The 22,685-nt window shown below is 75.4% G+C and carries 19 protein-coding genes; 16 read left to right on the top strand and 3 right to left on the bottom strand.

Annotated features, from left to right (window positions below):
- Window positions 1-6 precede the first annotated feature (6 nt).
- From AC3EVP_RS25235 to AC3EVP_RS25205, 7 genes are all read left to right on the top strand, one after another.
- Complete coding sequence (locus AC3EVP_RS25235) at window positions 7-1,104, top strand: ADP-ribosylglycohydrolase family protein (RefSeq protein WP_435133337.1); 1,098 nt, start codon at window positions 7-9, stop codon at window positions 1,102-1,104.
- The gene (locus tag AC3EVP_RS25230) at window positions 1,101-2,435 is read left to right on the top strand and encodes an ADP-ribosylglycohydrolase family protein (protein ID WP_435133335.1); all 1,335 of its coding nucleotides are present in this window, start codon (window positions 1,101-1,103) and stop codon (window positions 2,433-2,435) included. Before AC3EVP_RS25235 ends, AC3EVP_RS25230 begins: the two co-directional genes overlap by 4 nt.
- Window positions 2,419-3,564, top strand: a complete 1,146-nt coding sequence (locus AC3EVP_RS25225) for an ADP-ribosylglycohydrolase family protein (RefSeq protein ID WP_435133332.1) — start codon at window positions 2,419-2,421, stop codon at window positions 3,562-3,564. Before AC3EVP_RS25230 ends, AC3EVP_RS25225 begins: the two co-directional genes overlap by 17 nt.
- Window positions 3,561-5,144, top strand: a complete 1,584-nt coding sequence (locus AC3EVP_RS25220) for an ADP-ribosylglycohydrolase family protein (RefSeq protein ID WP_435133329.1) — start codon at window positions 3,561-3,563, stop codon at window positions 5,142-5,144. The genes AC3EVP_RS25225 and AC3EVP_RS25220 overlap by 4 nt, the downstream gene beginning before the upstream one ends.
- On the top strand, window positions 5,144-6,118 hold the full coding sequence (locus AC3EVP_RS25215) for a ribokinase (protein ID WP_435133326.1): 975 nt from the start codon (window positions 5,144-5,146) through the stop codon (window positions 6,116-6,118). The genes AC3EVP_RS25220 and AC3EVP_RS25215 overlap by 1 nt, the downstream gene beginning before the upstream one ends.
- A 170-nt stretch (window positions 6,119-6,288) precedes the next feature.
- Window positions 6,289-7,599 carry a CaiB/BaiF CoA transferase family protein gene (locus tag AC3EVP_RS25210; protein WP_435133323.1) on the top strand — a complete coding sequence of 437 codons (1,311 nt, stop codon included), beginning with the start codon at window positions 6,289-6,291 and terminating at the stop codon, window positions 7,597-7,599.
- A 62-nt stretch (window positions 7,600-7,661) separates the two neighbouring features.
- Window positions 7,662-8,504, top strand: a complete 843-nt coding sequence (locus AC3EVP_RS25205) for an HpcH/HpaI aldolase/citrate lyase family protein (RefSeq protein WP_435133544.1) — start codon at window positions 7,662-7,664, stop codon at window positions 8,502-8,504.
- A 94-nt stretch (window positions 8,505-8,598) separates the two neighbouring features.
- Here the strand turns inward: AC3EVP_RS25205 and AC3EVP_RS25200 are convergent, their stop codons facing one another.
- Window positions 8,599-9,648, bottom strand: coding sequence for an Lrp/AsnC family transcriptional regulator (locus tag AC3EVP_RS25200; protein ID WP_435133320.1), 1,050 nt, complete (start codon window positions 9,646-9,648; stop codon window positions 8,599-8,601).
- Window positions 9,649-9,825: 177 nt separating this feature from the next.
- Here AC3EVP_RS25200 and AC3EVP_RS25195 point away from each other — a divergent pair, with 177 nt between their 5' ends.
- On the top strand, window positions 9,826-10,542 hold the full coding sequence (locus tag AC3EVP_RS25195; RefSeq protein ID WP_435133317.1) for an SDR family NAD(P)-dependent oxidoreductase: 717 nt from the start codon (window positions 9,826-9,828) through the stop codon (window positions 10,540-10,542).
- Window positions 10,543-10,555: 13 nt separating this feature from the next.
- Here AC3EVP_RS25195 and AC3EVP_RS25190 read toward each other — a convergent pair whose 3' ends face one another.
- Window positions 10,556-11,203, bottom strand: a complete 648-nt coding sequence (locus AC3EVP_RS25190) for a TetR/AcrR family transcriptional regulator (protein ID WP_435133314.1) — start codon at window positions 11,201-11,203, stop codon at window positions 10,556-10,558.
- Window positions 11,204-11,378: 175 nt separating this feature from the next.
- Here AC3EVP_RS25190 and AC3EVP_RS25185 point away from each other — a divergent pair, with 175 nt between their 5' ends.
- The 4 genes from AC3EVP_RS25185 to AC3EVP_RS25170 all read left to right on the top strand — a co-directional run bounded on the left by AC3EVP_RS25185 (window position 11,379) and on the right by AC3EVP_RS25170 (window position 15,182).
- Window positions 11,379-12,590 carry an alpha/beta hydrolase family protein gene (locus AC3EVP_RS25185; protein WP_488179826.1) on the top strand — a complete coding sequence of 404 codons (1,212 nt, stop codon included), beginning with the start codon at window positions 11,379-11,381 and terminating at the stop codon, window positions 12,588-12,590.
- A gap of 44 nt (window positions 12,591-12,634) precedes the next feature.
- Complete coding sequence (locus AC3EVP_RS25180; RefSeq protein WP_435133308.1) at window positions 12,635-13,138, top strand: hypothetical protein; 504 nt, start codon at window positions 12,635-12,637, stop codon at window positions 13,136-13,138.
- A 122-nt stretch (window positions 13,139-13,260) separates the two neighbouring features.
- Window positions 13,261-14,136, top strand: a complete 876-nt coding sequence (locus AC3EVP_RS25175; protein WP_435133305.1) for a peptidoglycan-binding protein — start codon at window positions 13,261-13,263, stop codon at window positions 14,134-14,136.
- The gene (locus AC3EVP_RS25170) at window positions 14,133-15,182 is read left to right on the top strand and encodes a DUF2690 domain-containing protein (RefSeq protein WP_435133302.1); all 1,050 of its coding nucleotides are present in this window, start codon (window positions 14,133-14,135) and stop codon (window positions 15,180-15,182) included. The genes AC3EVP_RS25175 and AC3EVP_RS25170 overlap by 4 nt, the downstream gene beginning before the upstream one ends.
- Before the next feature lies 1 nt (window position 15,183).
- Here the strand turns inward: AC3EVP_RS25170 and AC3EVP_RS25165 are convergent, their stop codons facing one another.
- Window positions 15,184-16,272 carry a MerR family transcriptional regulator gene (locus tag AC3EVP_RS25165; RefSeq protein ID WP_335973105.1) on the bottom strand — a complete coding sequence of 363 codons (1,089 nt, stop codon included), beginning with the start codon at window positions 16,270-16,272 and terminating at the stop codon, window positions 15,184-15,186.
- Between the two features lie 324 nt (window positions 16,273-16,596).
- Here AC3EVP_RS25165 and rhaI point away from each other — a divergent pair, with 324 nt between their 5' ends.
- From rhaI to AC3EVP_RS25145, 4 genes are all read left to right on the top strand, one after another.
- Window positions 16,597-17,763 carry an L-rhamnose isomerase gene (gene rhaI, locus AC3EVP_RS25160; protein ID WP_335972957.1) on the top strand — a complete coding sequence of 389 codons (1,167 nt, stop codon included), beginning with the start codon at window positions 16,597-16,599 and terminating at the stop codon, window positions 17,761-17,763.
- Between the two features lie 131 nt (window positions 17,764-17,894).
- A complete protein-coding gene (locus AC3EVP_RS25155; protein WP_435133299.1) occupies window positions 17,895-19,934 on the top strand; it encodes a bifunctional aldolase/short-chain dehydrogenase in 2,040 nt (679 codons plus the stop codon).
- 291 nt (window positions 19,935-20,225) lie between these two features.
- Window positions 20,226-21,635: a rhamnulokinase gene (locus AC3EVP_RS25150; RefSeq protein ID WP_435133542.1), complete on the top strand. Its 1,410-nt coding sequence runs from the start codon at window positions 20,226-20,228 to the stop codon at window positions 21,633-21,635.
- Window positions 21,636-21,784: 149 nt separating this feature from the next.
- Window positions 21,785-22,621 carry a (Fe-S)-binding protein gene (locus AC3EVP_RS25145; protein ID WP_335972967.1) on the top strand — a complete coding sequence of 279 codons (837 nt, stop codon included), beginning with the start codon at window positions 21,785-21,787 and terminating at the stop codon, window positions 22,619-22,621.
- Window positions 22,622-22,685: the final 64 nt, after the last annotated feature.

The following is a 22,685-nucleotide window of genomic DNA, read 5'->3' as shown; positions in this document are numbered from 1 at the left end:
GCACCCATGAGCACAACTCCCGCCCCCTCCAGCGGTTCCGACGCCCCCCACGCCCCCGACCCCCGCCCCGCGCCCCTCAGCCCCCGTGACCACGCGCGCGGCGCGCTGACCGGGCTGGCCGTCGGCGACGCCCTCGGGGCGCCCGCCGAGAACATGAAGCCGTCGCAGATCCGGCGCCGCTGGGGCCGGATCGAGGACTTCGTCCGCGACGACCCGGCCGGCACCGACGACACCGAGTACGCGATCCTGTCGGCCCTGCTCCTCGTCCACTACGGCGCCGCGCTCACCGCCCGCGACGTGGAGGCGGCCTGGCACGTGTGGATCGCCGACCGCGACGAGGGGCCCTTCCGCGGCGCCGGGTTCAGCGAGCGCGGCACCCTGGAGAACCTGCGCCGCGGCCTCGCCTCGCCCATCACCGCGCAGCACCGCCACGCCTGGAGCGACGGCCTGGCGATGCGCGCGACCCCGTACGGCGTCCACGCGGCGGGGCGGCCCGCCGAGGCCGCGCGGCTGGTCGCGATCGACGGCACCGTCAGCCACGAGGGCGAGGGGATCTACGGCGGCCAGGCCGTCGCCGCCGGGGTGGCCGCGGCCATGTCGGGCGGGGACTGCGCGGCGGTGATCACCGCCGCGCTGTCGGTGGTGCCCGAGGACTCCTGGACGGCGCGGTCGCTGCGGCGGGCGGTGACCGTGGCGCGCCGGGTCCGGCGCGATCCGGCGCTGAGCGTGCTCGACCGGGAGCGGGCGCTGCGCTCGGCCGTCGTGATCGGCGGCTACCCGTGGACGGACCTGGCGCCGGAGGCGGTGGGCCTGGCGTTCGGCGCGTTCGCGCTGGCCGACGGCGAGTTCACCGGCTCGGTGCTCACCGCGGTCAACATGGGCCGCGACGCCGACACCACGGCGGCGCTGGCCGGGGCGCTGGCCGGCTCGGTCGGCGGCCTCGGCGCGATCCCCGCGCGCTGGTCCGCGGCGATCGGGCCGGTGACCGGCAGCTGCCTGCCGGCCATGGCGGGCTACCACGTGCGGGACATCGCCGACCTCCTCACCCCCGCCGATCCGCTCCCCGGGCAGCGGCCCGCGCCCGCCGCCCGGGTCGCCTCGTGAGCGCCGCGCGGCCCCCGGTGTCCCTGGACCGGGCGGACGCCGGGCGCGGCGGCCGGGTCGAGGGGCTGCTGCTGGGGCTGGCCGCGGGCGACGCCGCCGGATGGCCCGCCGCCCGGCACCGCGCCGCGCGGATGCCGGAGTGGACCCGGCGGCTGACCCGCGAGCTGGACACGTTCGCCGAGCAGTACGCCACCACGACGCTGCCGGTGCCGATCGCCCTCAACCAGCCGCCGGAGCCCCTGCGGCTGGGGCCGTCCGACGACGCGGAGTGGGCGGCGTTCACCGCCGAGTCGGTGCTGTCCGCGCGCGGCGCGCCGCTCAGCGACCTCAGCCGCGACCGCCGGGTGCGGGCCGCGGTGGACCTGGCGTGGATGTCGCTGGCCGCGGAGATCTCCTCGGCGGCTGCGCGCGCGTCGGAGGTGGAGTCCGCGGTGGTGCCGCTGCGCGCCCGGATCTCGGTCCGGGCCGGGCTCGGCAACCTCGCGACCGGGCTGCGGCCGCCCGCCACCGGCCACGACAACCCGCACTTCTTCGACGACGCGGCGTGCGGGCGCGCCTGCGTGCTGGCGGTGGTGCACCCCGGCGACCCGGCGGCCGCCGCGGACCTCGCGGAGTACGACGCCCGGTACACGCAGGACGGCGACGGGGTGCATGGTGCCCGGGCGATGGCCGCGGCCGTCTGCCTCGCGCTGGCCGGCGCGGGCGCCGCGGACTGCGTACGGGCCGCGCTGCGCGAGCTGCCGGACGGTTCGGAGATCTCCCGCAACGCCGAGCACGCGGTCGCGCTCGCCCGGGCCGCCCGCGCGGCCGGACCCGGCGGCCGCGGGCGGGCGTTCGGCCTGGTCCCGCTGCTGGAGCACCAGATCGTGGACCACGTGTACAGCTACGGCATCGCCGCCGCGGAGACCGTGCCGGTGGCGCTGGCCCTGGTGCTGGCGGCCGACGGCGCGGTGGCCGAGGCGGTGCCGGCGGCGGCCTGCCTGTCGCGGGTGGCGGACTCCGCGTCCGCGCTGGCCGGGGCGCTGGCCGGCGCGCTCGGCGGCGGCGCCGGGGTGCCCGGCTCCTGGCGGGAGGCGTGCCGGACCCTGCCGGGCTGTGCGCTGCCCCGGCTGGCGGGCACCGACCTGGTGCGGCTGGCCGCGCAACTGGCGGGCCCCGGGCCGGAGTCGGGCCCGGCGCCGTACGGAGACGGGGACGGGGACGCGGGCGGGTACGGCGCGCCGGGCCCGCCACCGTACGCCCGCGGGCCGCGCCCCGCCCCGTATCCCGTCCCGCGCACCGACCGCACCGAGCGCACGGAAGGACCCGGACACCATGACACCCACTCTTGAGGACCGCGTCACCGGCTGCCTCGTCGGCGCCGCGGTCGGCGACGCGCTGGGCGGCCCGGTCGAGGGCCTGGCACCCGAGCAGATCACCGCGCGGCACGGCGGGCGGGTGCGGGGCGTCGTCGGCCCCTACCACGCGCAGTGGCGCACCGCGCGGCCGATCGCCCCGTACCACAAGGGCGACGGGCACGTCACCGACGACACCCTCATGACGCACGCGCTGGTCCGGGTCTACGCGAAGGTCCGCGACCACCTCGACGCGTACAGCGTCGCCGACCACCTGGTGCCCGACCTCATCGGCACACCGCGCTGGATTCCCGAGCTGGAGGCCGAGGCGCTGCCGCTCCAGCGGGTCTTCCTCGCCGAGAAGTGGATCGTGGCGCGGCTGCACTACGGGCATGTCGACCCGCGCGAGGCGGGCGTCGGCAACATCGTCAACTGCGGTGCCGCGATGTACATGGCGCCGGTCGGCGCGGTCAACGCGGGCAACCCGGCCGGTGCCTACGCCGAGGCGCTGGAGGTCGCCGCGCCGCACCAGTCCTCCTACGGGCGGGAGGCGGCGGGGGTGTTCGCCGCCGCCGTGGCCGCGGCCTTCCTGCCCGGCGCCACCGCCGCGTCCGTCGCCGAGGCCGCGCTCGGCCTGGCGAAGGACGGCACCCGGGCGGCGATAGCGGCGGTGTGCGAGCGGGCGGCGGGGTTCGGCGACTGGGAGGAGGCGCTGGGGCCCTTGCGCGAGGCGGTCGCGCCCTTCGACACCGTCGGGCCGCGCTACCGCGAGCCGTCGCTCGGCGCCCGCCGCCCCTCGCGCCTGCACGCCGTCGAGGAACTGCCCATCGCCCTGGGCATGCTGCTGGTGGCGCAGGGCGCGTACGAACCCGCGGTCCTCGGCTGCGTCAACTACGGCCGCGACTGCGACTCCATCGCCACGATGTGCGGCGCGCTGGCCGGCGCCCTAGGCGGCTGCGCCGCCGTACCGGCCGCCTGGGCCGATCAGGTCGCCCGCGCCAGCCGGCTCGACCTGCACGCCCCCGCCGCGGGCCTGGCCGCCGTCACCCGGGAGGTCTTCGCGCGCGACACCGCCCGCCGCCGCGCCCACGAAGCCGCCTTCGCCGACCTGGCAGGCCCGCGATGACGCCGGACGCGGGGGCGCTGCGGTTGACGTGGGTGCAGGTGGAGGACCTGGTCGGGCACGAGCTGCGGCAGTCCGCGCAGGAGGGCCGCGAGGTGGCGGCGCTGCGGGAGCGCTGGTCGGCGGCGGGCGGGGCTGCGGCGCCGGAGCGGGCGGGGGCGTCGCCGGGGCCGGCGGCGCCGGGCCTGCGCGAGCTGGCGGCGCGGCTGCTGGACGAACTGGCGGCGCTGCCCTCGCCGTTGGCCGATCGGGAGCCGACGGAGTGGGCGCAGATCCGGGCGGCGGCAGGCAGCCCGCCTGCCGCGTCCTGGGCCGGTTGCCCGGAGCGGCTCGCCGAGCGGCTGGAGGCGGGTTGGACCGGCCGGGCGGCGGGCTGCCTGCTGGGCAAGCCGGTGGAGAAGCTGCCGCTGGCGGGTATCCGGGCGATCGCGCGGTCCACCGGGAACTGGCCGCTGCGCGGCTACTTCACCGCGGTGGGCCTGGACCCGGCGCTCGCCGCCCGCCACCCGTGGAACCGCCGCAGCCGCGCCACGTCGCTCGCCGAGAACATCGACGGGATGCCCGAGGACGACGACCTGGACTACCCGCTGCTGAACCTGATGCTGCTGGAGCGGCACGGCCACGGCTTCGGCACGGCGGACGTGGCGCGGCTGTGGCTGGACGAGCTGCCCGCGGGCCGTACGTTCACCGCCGAGCGGATCGCGTACCGGAACCTGCTGGCGGGGCTGGTGCCACCGCGCACCGCGAGCTGGCGCAACCCGTTCCGGGAGTGGATCGGCGCCCTGATCCGCGCGGACGTCTTCGGCTGGACCCGCCCGGGCGACCCGGCCGCGGCGGCGGCCGAGGCGTGGCGGGACGCGGTGCTCAGCCACCGCGCGAACGGCGTGTACGGGGCGATGTTCGCCGCCGCGGTGGTGGCGCGGGCGGCGGGGGGCGGCGCGGACGTGCACGCGTGCCTGGCCGCCGGGCTCCAGGTGGTGCCGCCGGAGTCGCGGCTGGCCGGCGCGGTACGGCTCGGCATCGACCTGGCCCGGGCCGAGCCGACGGGCACCGTCGCGGGCTTCGAGGCGGTCGTGGACGCGCTGCACCGGCGTTTCCGGCACCACCACTGGGTGCATGTGCTGCCCAACGCGGCGCTGCTCGCCGCGGCCCTCACGCACGCCGACGGCGACTTCACCGGCGCCGTCTGCCGTGTGGTGTCGGGTGGTTGGGACACCGACTCCAACGGGGCGACGGCCGGTTCGGTGACCGGGCTGCTCGCCGGTTCGGCCGCCGCGCTGCCCGCCGCCTGGACAGCGCCGCTGGACAACCGCCTGGCCAGCACCGTCGCCGGTTTCGACGGCATCGGCTTCGACGCGCTCGCCCGCCGTACCGCCGCCGTGGCCGTCCTGCCGCCGCCCGCACCGACCCCACCGGAGCGCCGCACGCCCGCACCGGCCCCGCCCGAGTGCCGCACGCCCGCCGGCGGCCCCGCCTCCCCCACCGGCACGCGCCCGGCGGTCACGCTCGTCCTACCGCCGGCGCACCCCGGCCCGCCCGCGCGCCGCACGCCCGCACCCGGCGACTTCGAGGAAGGCACCTGATGAGCAGCGATCCGATCGTTCCGGCCGAGCGGCCGGAGCCGCCCGAACGCCCCGGGAGCCGCGGGAGGGCCCGCATCGTGGTGATGGGCAGCGCCAACATGGACCTGGTCGCCTACACGCGGGTGGCGCCCGCCCGCGGCGAGACCGTCACCGGCGAGACGTTCCGCACCGTGGCCGGGGGGAAGGGCGCCAACCAGGCGGTCGCGGCCGCGCGGGCGGGCGGCGCGGTGGCGTTCGTGGGCGCGGTGGGCGACGACGACTTCGGGCCGCGGCTGCGCGCGGCGCTCGACGGCGCCGGGGTGGACACCGCCGCGCTGCGCACGGTGCCCGGCCCGAGCGGCATCGCGCACATCGTGGTGGACGGCGAGGGCCACAACGCGATCGTGGTGGTGCCGGGCTCGAACGGCACCGTCACGGGGCTGGCCGCGGGCGACGAGGAGGTGGTCGCGGCGGCCGGTGCGCTGCTGCTCCAGCTCGAACTGCCGCTGGCCGGTGTGCTGGCGGGTGCGCGGGCCGCGCACCGGCACGGCGTGCGGACGGTGCTCACACCCGCGCCCGCCCAGCCGCTGCCGGACGAACTCCTGGCGGTGACCGGCCTGTTGGTACCCAATGAGCACGAGGCCGCCGCGCTCACCGGCCGCGGTGACCCGCGGTCGGCGGCCCGCGCGCTGCTCGACGCGGTGCCCGAGGTGGTGGTGACGCTGGGCGCGGCGGGCTGCCTGTACGCCGCGCGCGGCCGGGAGCCGCTGGCGGTGGCCGCGCTGCCCGCGAAGGCGGTGGACACCACCGCGGCCGGTGACACGTTCGTCGGCGCGCTGGCGGTCGCGCTCGGCGAAGGGCGGCCGGTGCGGGACGCGTTGGCGTGGGCGACGGCGGCGTCCGCGCTGTCGGTCGAACGCGAGGGCGCGTCGTCGTCGATGCCGGTGCGCGCGGAGATCGACGCGCGGGCGGGCGGCGGCCGTACCCGCCCATGAGCTTGCGCGGCCGCGAACCGCCACCCCCGAACCGCCTCCCACGAGCTGCCACCCGCGTACCGCTACCCATGAACAGCCACCCGCGAACCGCGTACCCCACGAGTGAGGAACGGCGGCCGGGCGAACCCGCCGGCCGCCGAAGCACGGTGAACGAAGCCGAGGTGATTTCCATGGACCACCCCCGACTCCCCCGTCCCCCCGCCGCGCACCCGGCCGTACCCGCGGCCGCCGGCGCCCCCGTACCGCCGCCCAGGCCGGCGCCGTCCACCGCCGCCGCGCCCGAACCACCGCTGCCCTGCGGTCCGTTGACGGGCATACGGGTCCTGGACCTGGCCACGCTCTTCGCCGGGCCGAGCGCGGCCACCCTGCTGGGCGACTTCGGCGCCGACGTCGTCAAGGTGGAGCACCCGCGGCGGCCCGACCCCTCCCGCGGCCACGGCCCGAGCAAGGACGGGGTGGGCCTGTGGTGGAAGCACCTCGGCCGCAACAAGCGCACCATGACCCTGGACCTGTCCACCCCCGGCGGCCGGGACGTGCTGCTGCGGCTCGCCGCGTCCGCCGACGTGGTGATCGAGAACTTCCGCCCGGGCACGCTGGAGCGCTGGGGCCTGGGCTGGGAGCGGCTGTCGGCGGCGAACCCGCGGCTGGTGCTGGCACGGGTGACGGCGTTCGGGCAGTTCGGACCGTACGCCCGGCGGCCGGGCTTCGGCACCCTCGCCGAGGCGATGAGCGGCTTCGCGTCGGCGACCGGCGAGCCGCAGGGCCCGCCCACGCTGCCGCCGTTCGGCCTCGCCGACGCCGTGGCCGGGCTGGCCGCCGCGTACGCGGTGCTGGCCGCGCTGACCGGCCGGGAGCGCACGGGCGCGGGCCAGGTGGTCGACCTGGCGATCATCGAGCCGATGCTCGCGGTGCTCGGCCCGCAGCTGATCTGGTACGACCAACTCGGCTATGTGCAGCCGAGGATGGGCAACCGGTCCACCAACAACGCGCCGCGCAACACCTATCGGACCGCCGACGGCGCGTGGCTGGCGGTGTCCTCCTCCGCGCAGTCGGTCGCGGAGCGGGTGGTACGGCTGGTGGGGCGGCCGGAGTTGGCGGCGGAGCCCTGGTTCGGCACCGGCGCCGGACGGGCCGCGCACGCCGACGAGATCGACGCGGCGGTCGGCGGCTGGATCGCCGCGCACGAACGGGCCGAGGTGGTCGCGGCGTTCGAGGCCGCGCAGGCCGCGGTCGCGCCGGTCTACGACGTGCGCGACGTGCTCGCCGACCCGCAGTACGACGCGCTGGGCACCGTAGCGTCGGTGGACGACGCGGAGTTGGGGCCGATACGGATGCAGAACGTGCTCTTCCGGCTCTCCGGCACCCCCGGCACGATCCGCTGGACCGGCCGCCCGCACGGCGCGGACACCGACGCCGTACTGGCCGAACTCGGCCTGGGCGCCCGGGAGATCGCCGCGCTGCGGGCGCAGGGCGCGCTGTGACCGCGGGACTTGGCGCGGCGCGGGTGGCCGTGGCGGCGCCGGAACCCGACGACGGCCTCCTCCTGACCTGGCTCTACGCCCCCGGGGACCGGCCCGAGGTGGTCGCGAAGGCGCTGCGCTCGGGCGCGGACGTGGTCGTGGTGGACCTGGAGGACGCCGTCGGCCCCGCCCGCAAGGCGTACGCCCGGGCCGCCACCGCGGAACTGCTCACCGATCCGCGGCCGGGCCCGCCCCGGGTGCATGTCCGGCTCAACGCCCTCGGCAGCCCGCTGTGCGCGGCGGACCTGGCGGCGCTCGCCGGGCGGCCGGGCCTGGACGGGCTGCGGCTGCCGAAGGTCGGCGGGCCCGGCGACGTGGCGGCCGTACGGCGGCGGTACGGCGAGGCGGCCGGGACCGCGGCCCGGCTGCCCGGCCTCTACCCGCTGCTGGAGTCGGCGCTCGGCGTGGAGAACGCCTTCGCCGTGGCCACCGCCGACCCGGCGGTGCGCGGCCTGGCGCTGGGCGAGGCCGACCTGCGCGCCGATCTCGGCGTGGCCGGGGAGGACGCGCTCGCCTGGCCGCGGGTGCGCACGGTGGTGGCCGCCCGCGCGGCGGGACTCGCGCCGCCCGCCCAGTCCGCATATCCGGACGTGCGCGACCTCGACGGCCTCGCCGCGTCCTGCCGCCGCGGCCGGGACCTCGGCTTCCTCGGCCGCACCGCCCTCCACCCCCGCCAGCTCCCGGTGATAGCCCGCGCCTTCCTGCCCCCACCCGACGAAGTGGCCGCCGCCCGCGAGATCGTGGCCGCGGCCGCCGCCCACCCCGGCGCACTCGCCCTGCCCGACGGGCGGTTCGTGGACCCCGCAGTGGTGGCCGGCGCCCACCGCGTCCTCGCCCTCGCCGCCCGCGCGGAGCGCTACGGGTGAACGGCCGCCGAGGCGCAGCTTCTCCGCACCTGGCCCGCGCCCCACCGCGTCGCGCACGACCTGCCACGGGGCGCGGGGCGTCGGCCAGGTCATCTCACGTCGCCCTCGGGCTGGTCGGCCCGACGAGGCGATCGCCGGACAGCAGCGTGCCTGCTTGCTTGACATGCCGTAGGACAGGTGAGACTTCCATGCTCTGCAGGCCAGGCAGGCCGCCGATGCGATCTGACGTGAATTCGAAGAGTTCGTCGAGGTTGCGGCAGTGGGCGACGGCATGGATGTTGTACGGGCCGGAGATGGCCGCGGCGAAGGCGATCTCGGGTTCTCGGGCCAGTGCGCGTCCGGCCTTCTTCACCTCTGCCGGGTGCACGCGCAGCCACAGGTTGGCCCGTGCGTGATAGCCCAGGGCCGCTGGGGCGATCTCGACGTCGATGTGGACGACGCCTTGCAGGAGCAGGACGCGCAGGCGGCGGGATACCCGACCCGGGGTGGAGTCCGCCGCTGCGGCGAGGTCGACGAGACTGGCCCGTCCGTCCGCGGTGAGCACGTCGAGGACCTTCTCGTCCTCGGCGGTGAGGTCTGCGGGGGCGTCCGCGACGGCCGGAGACTCGGTGAACGGAGGGACGTCGCCTCCGAGCACCGCTTCCTCCTGAGGCGTCAGCGTGCCCTGGAGCGCGGCCCAGTAGTGGCCGCGGCCTCCCATGAACTGGCGGAGCATCGCGAAGGCGTTGATGTCGAGTACCGCCGCTGTGCGCGGCAGCCGCCGGCCGAGGAGTTCTTCCCGCTGCGCCTGGTCCCGTGACTGCGTCGCGCAGGTGACTTCGGAGCCGGCCGCGCCCAGAGCCACCCAGTTGACGTCGTCCCGCTTGGCGAGGGCGCCCGCGATCGCCGCTGCGCTGCCGGGCCGGCAGCGCAGGCGTACCAGCCATCTGCTCTGCCCCAGCGCGCCCGGATTGACGACGCCGACGACGCGGATGACGCCGTCGGCGTGCAGGCGCCGATACCGGCGCCTGACGGTGCCCTCGGTGAGGCCGAGCGCCACTGCCATCGAGGCGAAGGAGGCTCTCGGAGCGACCTGGAGTGCGCGAACGATACGCACGTCATCGGACTGGATCGCGATGGATTCACGCATTGAGGTACCGGCCATGGCACGAATCCTACAAATCGGCCGCTCTGGATCACGCCTTCGGCAGGGCGCTGAGCAGACTTGTCGCGTACCGCTGAAGAGCCACAGCAGTGCTGGACACCGGTGCCGCCCCGAGGCGGTCTCGATCAAGGACGCACGAAGTGAGCTCGCCACACCACAGAACGGAGATGACGCTGGATGTCATCGACTGACACCCCGCAGCACATGCCGACCGCCCTCATCGTCGGGGCCTCGCGCGGCCTCGGCCACGCCATGGCGGCCGAATTCCTCGGCCGCGGGTGGAACGTCATCGGCACGGTCCGCGACGCCTCGGCGCGAACGCTCCTGCACGACCTCGCAGACCGGGCCGAGGGCCGCGTCACCGTCGAGTACCTCGACATCAACGAGCCCGACCACCTCGCGCCCCTGCGCGCGCGTCTTGCGGACCGACGGCTTGACCTGCTCTTCGTCAACGCCGGCACCACGAACAACGAGGAGACGCCCATCGGCGAGGTGGCGGTAGACGACTTCGTGGAGGTGATGATCACCAACGCCCTCAGCCCCATGCGCGTCATCGAGGCGCTCGAGGACCTGGTGTCCCCCACTGGCCTGATCGGGGCGATGTCGTCCGGGCAGGGCAGCATCACGAACAACACGACGGCCGGCCGCGAGGTCTACCGGGGAAGCAAAGCGGCCTTGAACATGTTCATGCGCGGCTTCGCCGTCCGGCAGGCCGCGACACAGCGCGGTTTCGCCCTCCTGGCACCGGGCTGGGTCCGCACCGCGCTCGGCGGGCCGGGCGCTCCCTACACCGTCGAGGAGAGCGCCCCGCTGCTCGTGGACGTCCTGCTGTCCCAACTGGGCACGCCCGGTCTGGCGTATCTGGACCGCTCGGGCCGGACCGTGCCCTGGTAGGCAGGCCGGCGCCTCATGACGTCCAGGTGGCCTGCGCGGCACCCGCCCCGCCGCTGTTGTGCAGGTGGACCAGGGGCAGGAACAGGTCGTCGACGATCGACCGGATGCGTGCGGGCCGAAGGGGTTCGGGGTCCATCAGCAGGTCGTTGCGCACCAGGTCGAACGGCATGGCGAGCACCGCGGAGGGAATCCGTTCGAGGTCGATCTCACCGCGGTCGTGTGCGCGCTGGTAGAGGTCCTGGGTGAGCAGCGGCCGCCGGTCGCCGAAGATCCGGTCGCGCACCTGGGAGGGAGTGAGCCCGGTGCTGGCCAGGAGTCCGGAGAAGGCCGTGGCCGAGGCAAGGGCGAAGAAGCCGGCGCGGGCCTCGCCCATGACGCTCAGTGCGGCCAGCAGGTCACCGCGCAGGGAGCCGGTGTCGGGGATGTCGACGGGGTGGGTGTCCCGGTAGTGCCTGAGTGCGGCGAGCACAAGCTCGTCCTTGTTGGCCCAGCGGCGGTACAGCACGGATATCCCGGTACCGGCGCGGGCCGCGACGGACTCCATGGTGAGTTTCGCGAAGCCGGCCTGGGTCAGCTCGTCCCAGGCCGCGTCCAGCAGCGCGGCTTCCAGTTCGGGGCCGCGCCGGCGCCCGCGGGGCGGCTCGGTGGCAGGCAGGGGCATCCCACCAGTCTAGAGGAGGTTTGCATTCCTTATCGAGCCGCCCTACGCTCGTAAGAGAGGGATTCCTCTCTTATTCGTTCGGATCGCGCCGCGCGGGGCCCGAGCCACTACGAGAACGGCAACGAGCATGAGCACAGCGACAGGTACGCGTTCCACCTTTTTCGCGGACGCCCGGATGAACTCGATGACCCGGGCGATGCTCGGGCGGGTGTACACCGGCGCGGCGGACACCGGCGAGACGCTGACGACGATCGACCGCGTCACCGACGGCGACCTCGCCTCGTGGGCACGCGCGTGGGAGGCCACCGCCGCACGCGTCGCCGCGATCGGTGACGACTGCGTGCACCGCGGCCACCGGGTGAGCGGGCGCAACGCGCTCCTGCGCGCCGCGACCTACTACGCGGCGTGCGTCCTGGTGGCCGACGCGTGCGCGGAACCGGACGAGACCCGGTCGCGGACGTTCGCCGCGTACCGCCACTGCTGGGAGCGGTACCTCGGCCTCCTGGACAACCCGCCCGAGCCGCTGGAGATCCCGTACGAGGGCACCACGATGCCCGGCTGGTACTTCGCCGCACCCGGCGAAGGGTCCAAGCCGACGCTGGTGATGGTCAACGGCGCCGACGGCGCGGCCAGTTACCTGTGGCCCGGCTACGGCACCGAGGCGTCCGTACGCGGGTACAACGTCGTGGTCTTCGACGGGCCCGGCCAGCAGCGCATGCTGTTCGAGCGGGGCATCCCCTTCCGGCCGGACTGGGAGCACGTCGTCACGCCGGTCGTCGACGCGGCGCTGCGGCTGCCGGGGGTGGACCCGGAGCGGCTCGCCCTCTACGCCGTCAGCCAGGGCGGGTACTGGGCCCCGCGCGCCCTGGCGTTCGAGCACCGGTTCAAGGCCGCGGTCATCGACGACGGTGTGGTCAAGGTGTCCGAGGCGTGGCATGCCGCGCTGCCGCCCGAGCCGAGGGAGCTTCTCGCGGCCGGTGACCGTGACGCCTTCAACGCCGCGATCGCACGCCTCCCGGAAGACGTCAGGCTGATGTTCACCTGGCGGGCCGGGCCGTACGGCCGCCCCAGCTTCTACGACACGTTCCTCGAGGCGGACCGCTACGAGATCACCCCGGAACTCGCCGCGCGGATCACGACGCCGGTACTGATCGCCGATCCCGATCAGGAGGGGTACTTCGCCGGCCAGCCGAGGCGGCTGTACGACATGATCCGCGGCGAGAAGGCGCACGTCCGGTTCACCGAGGCCGAAGGGGCCGCCGGGCACTGCGAGCCGATGGCCCGGTCGCTTGCCGCACAGCGGTTCTTCGACTTCCTCGACGACCACGTCGGCCGCACCGACTCCGCCGCCGGTCCGAGCACACCAGGTGCCGTAGCGGCGCGGTAGGTTGGGCGGCGGGCGGGTCGGCCGGGGAACTGGGGGTGGCGGTGGTGGCGGGTATCCGGGTCGTGGTGTGCCTGCCGGCGGCGGCAGCCGGAGACCTGCGCGGGGCGATCGGGTTGGCGCTGGCACCGTTCCGGCTGGGGGAGGTGCCGCGGTGGCGCGGGATCTGGGACGAGTGGACGGTCCGCGGCGGCAGTGACGGCACCGGGTTCACAGCGCTGCCCGGGCACGCGGACGACCCCCGGCTGATCCATGACGACGACGGGTACGACGGGACGCCCCTGCCGAGCCCGCCCGGCCGTTGCGCGGGCGGTCCGCGCGGCCTGCTGGACCTCGCCGCCTTCCGCCTGCGCGCCCGCTGGCAGCCCGACCTGCTCACCCTTGACGGCTGGTGGATCGAGGACGGCCGCCATCCGCGGCACAGCAGCTGCGCCGGCGAGGAGTCCTGCCCGCACCTGGCGACCGGGGAGCGGTACGTGCGGGACTTCTACGGCCACTTGGAGGCGCAGCCGGCCGACACGCTGCTGGTCGCTCTGAAGTGCCACGGCTGACATTCGTGTGCCCGGTACGGCCCGCACCCCGCCGGTTCGGCCCGTGAACGGCGAACCGGAGCGCCCGGGTCGGTAGTATCCCGCTGGGCGTCAGGCGTCGTGGGGAATGGGGGAGGCCGGACATGGCCCGTTGGAAAGCGCTGCCCGCGGAACTCGGCCCGGAGGCCGTCGCGTTCGTGGCCGGGCTGCGGCAGTTGAAGGACCGCGGCGGCCTGGATCTGCGGCAGCTCGCCGCCCGGACCGGCTACAGCGCCACCTCGTGGGACCGCTACCTCAACGGCCGTACGCTGCCGCCGCGCGGCGCCGTGGAGGCGTTCGCCGAGGCGGTCGGCGCGGACGCCGTACGGCTGCTGGCGCGGCGGGAGTTGGCGGCGGACGCGTGGGGCCGGGCGGGCGCGGGACGTACGCCGACGGAAACCGCGGCGACGGAATCCACGTCAACGGGCCCTACGGCGGCGGACGTTGCAGCGGCGGCCCCGGCGGCGGCGGACCGCGAAGAGCCGGGTGCGGCCACCCCCGCGGCGTCCGCCGCACCGGCACAGGACCACCCCGGCTCCGCCCGTCCGGACCCCGGCCCGGCGCCGCGCCGGCGGGTGGCGCGGCTGGGCGGACCCCGACTGCGGCTGCTGCTGACGGTGGTGGTGTCCGCCGCGCTCGGCTCCGGGGTGACCGCGCTGGTGCTGCGGGCACAGCCCGCGAGGACGGCGGCCGCGGCGGCCACGCACAAACCCTCCTACGTCTGCGACTTCACCCGCACGGGCGGGCTCTGGTACGCGGGCAACAGCCGGACGCGTACCGCCGCCCTCGAAGTCGACATGTGGGGGCCCGAGGTGGCCGAGTTGCAGTGCCTGCTCCAGCACGACGGGTTCTCGCCCGGCGGCGTCGACGGCAACTTCGGTCCGCTCACGGAGTCCGCGGTCATCGCCGCGCAGAAGGCCGACGGCCTCGACGTCGACGGCCAGGTGGGGCCCGCCACCTGGGCGGCGCTGCGCCGATGAGCGGGGTTCCGGCAGCGTGCGGCCGCCTGGCCGCGGAGCTGCGGCTGCTGCGGACGCGGTCCGGCCTGACGCTCGCGGCGCTGGCCGGCGCGTCGGCGTACAGCAAGTCCTCCTGGCAGCGCTACCTCGCCGGGCAGGCGCTGCCGCCGTGGCCTGCCGTGCGGACGCTGGGCGGGCTGGCCGGCGGGTCCGAGGAGGAACTGCGGGCGCTGTGGGAGCTGGCGGAGGCCGGATGGAGCGGCCGCGCGGCCGTACGCACGGCGGCGCGGCCCGCGCCCGAGCAGGAACCGGAGCCCGAGCAGGAACCGGAGCCGGCGTCGGCGCCGGAGCCCGTACAGGAGCCGGAGCCCGTGCAGGGGCCCGCGCCCGTACAGGAGCCGTCGCCCGAGCCCGCCCGGACATCCGAGCCGGCGCCGGGGCCCGCGCCGCTGACGGCGCCCTTACCGCTCACCGCGCCGCTCACCGCGCCCGTTCCGGCAGCGGGCCGCGAGCAGCCGCCTGGCGGTCCGGAGCCCGCACCCGCTCCGGACCCGCTTCCGGCCCGCCCGCGCCGCCGGCGGCGTGCCGCCGTGGGCGCGGCCCTCGCCGTACTGTGCGTGCTGCTCGCCGTCGGCGGCCGGCAGGGCCTCTCGGCCGCGCGCGCCGGCCGCGCCGACCCCGCTACTCCCTCGGCCACCACCTTCCACGTCGGCTGTACGTCCTCCGCGTGCGACGGGCGCGACCCGGGCACCATGCTGTGCGGGGTCGGGCCCGAGACGCTGCTCCAGACGCAGACCCCGGCCGGCGCCGGTGCCGAGATCCGCTACAACCCGCTGTGCCGCGCCGCCTGGGCCCGGCTGTGGAACGTCGCCCCGGGCACCACGGTGCGCCTGGCGGTCAGCGGCCACCCCGTCCAGCGGATGACCGTGCGCCACGCCCGCGACAGCGACCCCTTCGTCTACACCCCGCTCGTCGCCCTCCCCGGCCCCGGCATCCCCGTCCGCCTGTGCCTCACCGCCCCCGCCGCCCGGCACCCGAGCTGCTACTCCGCCGCCCTTCCGCGCTGACTCACGCCACCAGCAGCCGCAGGCCCAACTCGGCCGCGTCCAGGGCCACCAGGTCCCGGTTGCGCTCGGCCCAGCGCCCCGAGCCGAGGTCGTCGCGCAGCGCCCGCACCGCACGGCGCTCGGCCTGCGGGCCGACCCGCGTCCACACCGACACCGCCCGGCGCACGTGCTCGTCGAGATACGCCTCGGGCCGCCGCCAGTACGCCTCGAAGAAGCCGTCCGCGCAGTCCCACGGCACGAGCACCGGCTCCGCGCGGCCGCCGATCGCGCGGGTCAGGTCGGCCAGCGAGGGCCAGTCCACCAGCAGGTCGGCGAACTCGGGCAGGTAGTCGCGGGTGAGCCAGAACCGCTCCCGGCGGCCCGGGTCGCTCGCGTCGTACGTGAAGACCACCACCCGGCGCGCCACCCGCCGCATCTCACGCAGGCCCGCGATCGGGTCCCGCCAGTGGTGCACCGTGCTGAAGGCCATCGCGGCGTCGAAGGCGCCGTCGGGGAACGGCAGGTGCTCCGCGGCGGCGGCCACGCACGGCGCGGCGCCGGCCGGACGCTGCGCCCGCATCACCGCCGACGGCTCCACGGCGGTGACCTCGCGGTCCGGCGGTTCGTACGACCCGGTGCCGGCTCCGACGTTCAGGACGGTCCGCGCGTCGCCGAGCGCCTCCCACACGCGGGCCGCGATGCGCGGCTCGGTACGGCGGGTGGCCGGGTAGGCGGACCCGATGACGTCGTACAACTGTGCTCCGAACACTTCGAGTTGCTCCTCAGGTGTGGTCGCGATGCCCATGGCGCGCGCCTGGAGTTCCCGGTCGATGGCCGTCACCATGGCCGCGGCGCGGTCGCGCTGCTCCAGCAGCAGGCCGCGCAGCCGGCGCAGGTGCGCGACCGCGTCGGTGGCCGGGTCGTCGACGAGATCGGCGATCTCGCGCAGTCCGAAGCCCAGCCGCCGGTAGGCGAGCACCTCGCGCAGCCGTTCCACGTCACCGGCCGCGTAGGCGCGGTACCCGGCGGCGGTCCGCGCCGAGGGGACCACCAGGCCGATCTCGTCGTAGTGGTGCAGGGTCCGCACGCTCACGCCGGCCAGTTCGGCCACGCGCCCCACGGTCAGGTGTCCTGCGCCCAGGTGCTCTTCCACGCCCCCGACGATGCCCCCTCACGCCGCGTGAGGGTCAAGCCGCTAGGCAGGGCGAGGCCCGGGGCGGCGGCGCGCCGCCCTTGCGTTCCGGGGCGTGAAATGATTCATCGAAAATCGCCTCTCCCGTGTACCACACGCCTCGGCGCGGGGCGCGATGCGGCCGCCCCGAGGCTGATTCCACCTGCCGTAGAACGGTTACTCGATACCTTGACAGCGCTCCGGGGCGGACCTATCTTCGTGCCGTGAATCGATTCATTTCAAACCGTCAACGGAGGGTCGCCCATGCCTGAGCTGTCGGCGGTGAAAGCGGCGCTGCGGGCGCAGGTGATCGAGACCCCCTCATGGGGCTACGGCAACTCCGGCACCCGGTTCAAGGTGTTCGCCGAACCGGGCGTGCCCCGCGACCCGTTCGAGAAGCTCGACGACGCCGCGCAGGTGCACGCGGCCACCGGGGCGGCCCCGGTGGTCTCGCTGCACATCCCGTGGGACGCGGTGGACGACTACGCGGCGCTAGCCCGCCACGCGAAGGAGCGGGGCCTGCGGCTCGGCGCGGTGAACGCCAATGTCTTCCAGGACGACGCCTACCGGCTCGGCTCGGTCGCCAACCCGGACCCGAAGGTGCGCCGCAAGGCGATCGACCACCTGCTGGCCTGCGTCGACATCATGGACGCGACCGGTTCGCGCGACCTGAAGCTGTGGTTCGCCGACGGCACCAACTACCCGGGCCAGGACGACATCACCGCCCGCCAGGACCGGCTGGCCGAAGCGCTCGCCGAGGTGTACGCGCGCCTCGGCGACCAGCAGCGGCTGCTGCTGGAGTACAAGCTGTTCGAGCCGTCCTTCTACACCACCGACGTGCCGGACTGGGGCACCTCCTACGCGCACTGCCTCACCCTCGGCGAGCGGGCGCAGGTCGTGGTGGACACCGGCCACCACGCGCCGGGCACCAACATCGAGTTCATCGTCGCCTTCCTGCTGCGCCAGGGGAAGTTGGGCGGCTTCGACTTCAACTCCCGCTTCTACGCCGACGACGACCTGATGGCGGGCGCGGCCGACCCGTTCCAGCTCTTCCGCATCCTGCACGAGGTCGCCAGGAACGGCGGCTTCGCGCCCGAGGCGGGGGTGGCATTCCTGCTCGACCAGTGCCACAACATCGAGGGCAAGATCCCCGCCGTCATCCGCTCGGTGATGAACGTCCAGGAGGCCACCGCCAAGGCGCTGCTCGTCGACCTCGACGCGCTGGGTGCCGCCCAGGCGGCGGGCGACGTGCTCGGCGCCAACGCGGTGCTGATGGACGCGTACAACACGGACGTCCGGCCGCTGCTCGCCGAGGTGCGCCAGGAGCAGGGGCTCGACCCCGACCCGCTGGCGGCCTACCGTGCTACCGGCTACCAGCAGCGGATCGTCGAGGAGCGCGTCGGCGGCACCCAGGCCGGCTGGGGCGCGTAGTCCCTCCGCCGGGCGCGGTGCGCAACGTCCGTGCCCGGCCCGCGCCCGCTGCTCCCGCGCCAAGCCGCTCCCCCGACCCCTCCGCCCGACCTGCCACGCCACCCGCCCTTCAGCGAAGGAAGACGACCGTCATGACCCTCCCTCCCGAGGCAGCCGCACTCCTCGAGCGTTCCAACCGACTGGGCGCCGATCCCCGCAACACCAACTACGCGGGCGGCAACACCTCCGCGAAGGGCACCTCCCCGGACCCGGTGACCGGCGCCGACACCGAGCTGATGTGGGTCAAGGGCTCCGGCGGCGACCTCGGCACGCTGCGCGAACCGGGCCTGGCCGTCCTGCGGTTGGACCGCCTGCGCGCGCTCACCGAGGTCTACCCGGGGGTCGCGCGGGAGGACGAGATGGTCGCCGCGTTCGACTACTGCCTGCACGGCAAGGGCGGCGCGGCCCCGTCGATCGACACCGCGATGCACGGCCTGGTGGACGCCGCCCATGTGGACCACCTGCACCCGGACTCCGGGATCGCGCTGGCCTGCGCGGCCGACGGCGAGGCCCTGACGAAGGAGTGCTTCGGCGACACCGTGGTGTGGGTGCCCTGGCGCCGCCCGGGCTTCCAACTCGGCCTGGACATCGCCGCGGTGAAGCGGGAGAACCCCAAGGCGATCGGCTGCGTGCTGGGCGGCCACGGCATCACCGCGTGGGGGGAGACCAGCGAGGAGTGCGAGCGCAACTCGCTGCACATCATCCGCACCGCCGAGACGTTCCTCGCCCAGCGCGGCAAGGCCGAGCCGTTCGGCCCGCTGCTGGACGGCTACGGGCCGCTGCCGGCCGGGCAGCGGCGCTCCCGCGCGGCCGAACTCGCGCCGCTGCTGCGCGGCCTGGCCTCCGCCGACCGGCCGCAGGTCGGCCACTTCACCGACACCGACGAGGTGCTGGACTTCCTCGCCCGCGCCGAGCACCCCCGGCTGGCGGCGCTGGGCACCTCCTGCCCCGACCACTTCCTGCGCACCAAGGTCCGCCCGCTGGTCCTGGACCTGCCGCCGACCGCGCCCCTGGCGGACGTCAAGGCCCGGCTGAAGGAGCTGCACGCGGCGTACCGGGCGGAGTACGCCGCCTACTACGAGCGGCACGCCGCACCGGACTCCCCCGCGATGCGCGGCGCCGACCCGGCGATCGTCCTGGTGCCGGGCGTCGGCATGTTCTCCTACGGCAAGGACAAGCAGACCGCGCGCGTGGCGGGCGAGTTCTACGTCAACGCCATCAACGTGATGCGCGGCGCCGAGGCGGTCTCGACGTACCGGCCGATCGAGGAGGCGGAGAAGTTCCGCATCGAGTACTGGGAGCTGGAGGAGGCCAAGCTGCGGCGGATGCCCGCGCCCAAGCCGCTGGCCACCCGTATCGCGCTGGTCACCGGCGCCGGCTCGGGTATCGGCAAGGCCATCGCGCACCGGCTGGTCGCCGAGGGCGCGTGCGTGGTCGTCGCGGACCTCGACGAGGCCAACGCGGCAGCGGTCGCCGAGGAGTTGGGCGGTCCGGACAAGGCGGTCGCGGTCACGGTCGACGTGACCTCCGAGGAGCAGATCGCGGCGTCCTTCGCGCAGGCGCTGCTCGCCTTCGGCGGGGTGGACCTGGTGGTCAACAACGCGGGCATCTCGATCTCCAAGCCGCTGCTGGAGACCACCGCGAAGGACTGGGACCTCCAGCACGACATCATGGCGCGCGGCTCGTTCCTGGTCTCGCGTGAGGCCGCCCGCGTGATGACCGAGCAGGGCATGGGCGGCGACATCGTGTACATCGCGTCGAAGAACGCGGTGTTCGCCGGCCCCAACAACATCGCCTACTCCGCGACCAAGGCCGACCAGGCCCACCAGGTGCGCCTGCTGGCCGCCGAGTTGGGCGAATACGGCATCCGCGTCAACGGCATCAACCCCGACGGTGTGGTCCGCGGCTCGGGCATCTTCGCGGGCGGCTGGGGCGCGCAGCGCGCCGCGGTCTACGGCGTCGAGGAGTCCGAGCTCGGCGAGTTCTACGCCCAGCGGACCCTGCTGAAGCGGGAGGTGCTGCCCGAGCACGTGGCCAACGCGGTGTTCGCGCTGACCGGCGGCGACCTCACGCACACCACGGGCCTGCACGTGCCGGTGGACGCGGGTGTCGCGGCGGCGTTCCTGCGCTGAGCCGCGCCCGAGCCCGGCGGGCGCACCGGCCACGGAGCCGGTGCGCCCGCCGATCCACCTCCGCCACCGCCGCCCGTTCCCGCCGCCCGCTTCTCCCTCCCCCCTACCGCCGCCCGCCATCCCCTACCGCCGCCCGCTTCCCGCCACCTCCCGTGCGGTGTACGGCGCCACGCCGTCCCTGGCCGCACCCGAGCCGTACCGACCGAGGTAACCGCCGTGCCCCGCAGCCCCTCCTCCGCCTTCCCGTCCGCGTTCGCCGCCGCCGACCTCGGGGCCACCAGCGGCCGCGTCATGGTCGGCCGGGTCGGCCCGGCCAACCTCGACCTGAGCGAGGCGCACCGCTTCCCCAACCGCCCGGTCCAGGCCGGCGGCAGCCTGCACTGGGACGTACTGAGCCTGTACCAGGGGGTGCTGGACGGGCTGCGCGAGGCCGCGCGGGCCGGCGGCGTCGCGTCAGTCGGGGTCGACTCCTGGGCGGTGGACTACGGCCTGCTGGACGCCGACGGCCGGCTGCTGGGCAATCCATACCACTACCGCGACGACCGGACGCAGGCCGCGGTGCCCCAGGTGTGGCGGAGCGTGCCCGCGCCGGAGCTGTACCGGGTCACGGGGTTGCAGCACCTGCCGTTCAACACCGTCTTCCAGCTCGGCGCGGCGCGCGGCAGCGCCCAACTGGCCGCCGCCCGTACGCTGCTGCTGGTCCCGGACCTGATGGTGCACTGGCTGACCGGCACGGTCGGCGCCGAGCTGACCAACGCCTCCACCACCGCCCTGCTGGACGCGGCCACCGGCACCTGGTCCGCCGACCTGCTCGGGCGGCTCGGCATCGAGCCGGGGCTGCTCCCGGCGATCCGCCAACCGGGCGAGGTGGCCGGGGAGTTGCTGCCCGAGGTGGTGCGGGCGACGGGGCTGGCCGAGGGCACCCCGGTGGTCACCGTCGCCTCCCACGACACGGCGTCCGCGGTGGCCGCGGTGCCCGCCGACCGGCCCGGCTTCGGCTACGTCTCCTGCGGCACCTGGTCGCTGGCCGGCCTGGAACTGGACCGGCCGGTCGTCACCGAGGCGTCGCGCGCGGCGAACTTCACCAACGAGCGCGGCATCGACGGCACGTTCCGCTTCCTGCGCAACATCATGGGGCTGTGGCTGCTGTCGGAGACGCTGCGCACCTGGGCGGCCGAGGGCCTGCCGAGCGACCTCGCGCCGCTGCTGGCGCGGGCCGCCGAGGCGCCGCCGTTCGCCGCGCTGGTCGACCCGAACGCGCCGGAGTTCCTGGCGCCCGGCGACATGCCCGCGCGGATCACCGCGTACTGCGCGCGCACCGGTCAGCGCCCGCCGGACGACCAGGGCGCCATGGTGCGCTGCATCCTGGAGAGCCTGGCGCTGGCGCACCGGGTGGCGCTGCGCACCGCGGCCGAGCTGTCCGGCCGCGACCTCGACGTGGTGCACCTGGTCGGGGGCGGCAGCCGCAACGACCTGCTGTGCCAACTCACCGCGGACGCGACGGGGTTGCCGGTCGTGGCCGGGCCGACCGAGGCGACCGCGCTCGGCAACATCCTGGTGCAGGCCCGCGCGCACGGGCTCGTCGCCGACCATGCCGCCATGCGCCGGCTGGTGGCCGACACACAGCATCTGCGGCACTACCGGCCGAGCGGCGATCCCCGCGCCTGGGCCGCCGCGGGCGCGCGGGTCGGCCTGGGCTGAGCGCCAACGCCCCTTCGTTCGCGTCTAGTTGCCGCGCGGCCCCCGGGCGTACCGGACCCGCCGTACCGTACGGCCGCCGCCCGGGGCGGCCGTGGACCACCGCACCGCACGACCACCGCACCGCACACCGCATACCCCGAAGGAGCCGCATGCGGGTCGCACTCTTCGTCACCTGCGTCAATGACGCGCTGTACCCCGACACCGGATGGGCCACCGTGAGGCTGCTGGAGCGGCTGGGCGTCGAGGTGGACTTCCCCGAGGCCCAGACCTGCTGCGGCCAGCCGCAGTTCAACACCGGCTACCGGCGCGAGACCGAGCCGCTGGTCCGCCGGATGGCCCGCGCCTTCGACGGCTACGACTACGTGGTCACGCCGTCCGGCTCGTGCGCGGCCATGGTGCGCGACAACTACCCGCGGATCGGCGCCAAGGCGCTCGCCGAGGGGCGCGGCAGCGAACTGGCCGACGCCGCCGCGTCGTTGGAGCACCGCACGCTGGAACTCACCGAGTTCCTGGTGGATGTGCTCCAGGTGACGGACGTGGGCGCGTACTTCCCGCACACCGTCACCTACCATCCCACCTGCCACGGCCTGCGCATGCTCGGACTGGGCGAACGCCCGCGCAGGCTGCTCCAGGCCGTCAAGGGGCTTCAACTGAGGGAGTTGGAGGGCGCCGAGGAGTGCTGCGGCTTCGGCGGCACCTTCGCCGTCAAGAACCCGGACGTGTCCGTCGCCATGGGCCAGGACAAGGTCCGGCACGCCCTCGACACCGGCGCCGGGGTGCTGTGCGCCGCGGACAACTCCTGCCTGACGCACATCGACGGCATCCTTCGGCGCGAGGGCGCCCCGTTGCGCAGCGTCCACATCGCGGAGATCCTCGCGTCCACCGAGGACGAGCCGTTCACGCCGCCCCCGGCCCCCGCCGCAGCCACCGCAGCCACCTCAGTCACCACAGCAGCCGCCTCCAGCGCGGCAAGGAGCCGGTCATGAGCCGTACGGACCTGGGCATGCCGACGTTCCCGCAGGCCGCGCGGGTGTCGACGAAGGACACCCA

The organism is Actinacidiphila sp. bgisy144, assembly GCF_057708105.1.
This window is presented reverse-complemented; position numbering and strand designations above follow the sequence as displayed.

Bases quoted from the DNA above. Each gene is read 5' to 3' on its own strand.
- AC3EVP_RS25235 (WP_435133337.1), top strand. From the start codon at position 7: ATGAGCACAACTCCCGCCCCCTCCAGCGGTTCCGACGCCCCCCACGCC.
- AC3EVP_RS25225 (WP_435133332.1), top strand. From the start codon at position 2,419: ATGACACCCACTCTTGAGGACCGCGTCACCGGCTGCCTCGTCGGCGCC.
- AC3EVP_RS25220 (WP_435133329.1), top strand. From the start codon at position 3,561: ATGACGCCGGACGCGGGGGCGCTGCGGTTGACGTGGGTGCAGGTGGAG.
- AC3EVP_RS25215 (WP_435133326.1), top strand. From the start codon at position 5,144: ATGAGCAGCGATCCGATCGTTCCGGCCGAGCGGCCGGAGCCGCCCGAA.
- AC3EVP_RS25210 (WP_435133323.1), top strand. From the start codon at position 6,289: ATGGACCACCCCCGACTCCCCCGTCCCCCCGCCGCGCACCCGGCCGTA.
- AC3EVP_RS25200 (WP_435133320.1), bottom strand. From the start codon at position 9,648: ATGGCCGGTACCTCAATGCGTGAATCCATCGCGATCCAGTCCGATGAC.
- AC3EVP_RS25195 (WP_435133317.1), top strand. From the start codon at position 9,826: ATGTCATCGACTGACACCCCGCAGCACATGCCGACCGCCCTCATCGTC.
- AC3EVP_RS25190 (WP_435133314.1), bottom strand. From the start codon at position 11,203: ATGCCCCTGCCTGCCACCGAGCCGCCCCGCGGGCGCCGGCGCGGCCCC.
- AC3EVP_RS25185 (WP_488179826.1), top strand. From the start codon at position 11,379: ATGAACTCGATGACCCGGGCGATGCTCGGGCGGGTGTACACCGGCGCG.
- AC3EVP_RS25175 (WP_435133305.1), top strand. From the start codon at position 13,261: ATGGCCCGTTGGAAAGCGCTGCCCGCGGAACTCGGCCCGGAGGCCGTC.
- AC3EVP_RS25170 (WP_435133302.1), top strand. From the start codon at position 14,133: ATGAGCGGGGTTCCGGCAGCGTGCGGCCGCCTGGCCGCGGAGCTGCGG.
- rhaI (WP_335972957.1), top strand. From the start codon at position 16,597: ATGCCTGAGCTGTCGGCGGTGAAAGCGGCGCTGCGGGCGCAGGTGATC.
- AC3EVP_RS25155 (WP_435133299.1), top strand. From the start codon at position 17,895: ATGACCCTCCCTCCCGAGGCAGCCGCACTCCTCGAGCGTTCCAACCGA.
- AC3EVP_RS25150 (WP_435133542.1), top strand. From the start codon at position 20,226: ATGGTCGGCCGGGTCGGCCCGGCCAACCTCGACCTGAGCGAGGCGCAC.
- AC3EVP_RS25145 (WP_335972967.1), top strand. From the start codon at position 21,785: ATGCGGGTCGCACTCTTCGTCACCTGCGTCAATGACGCGCTGTACCCC.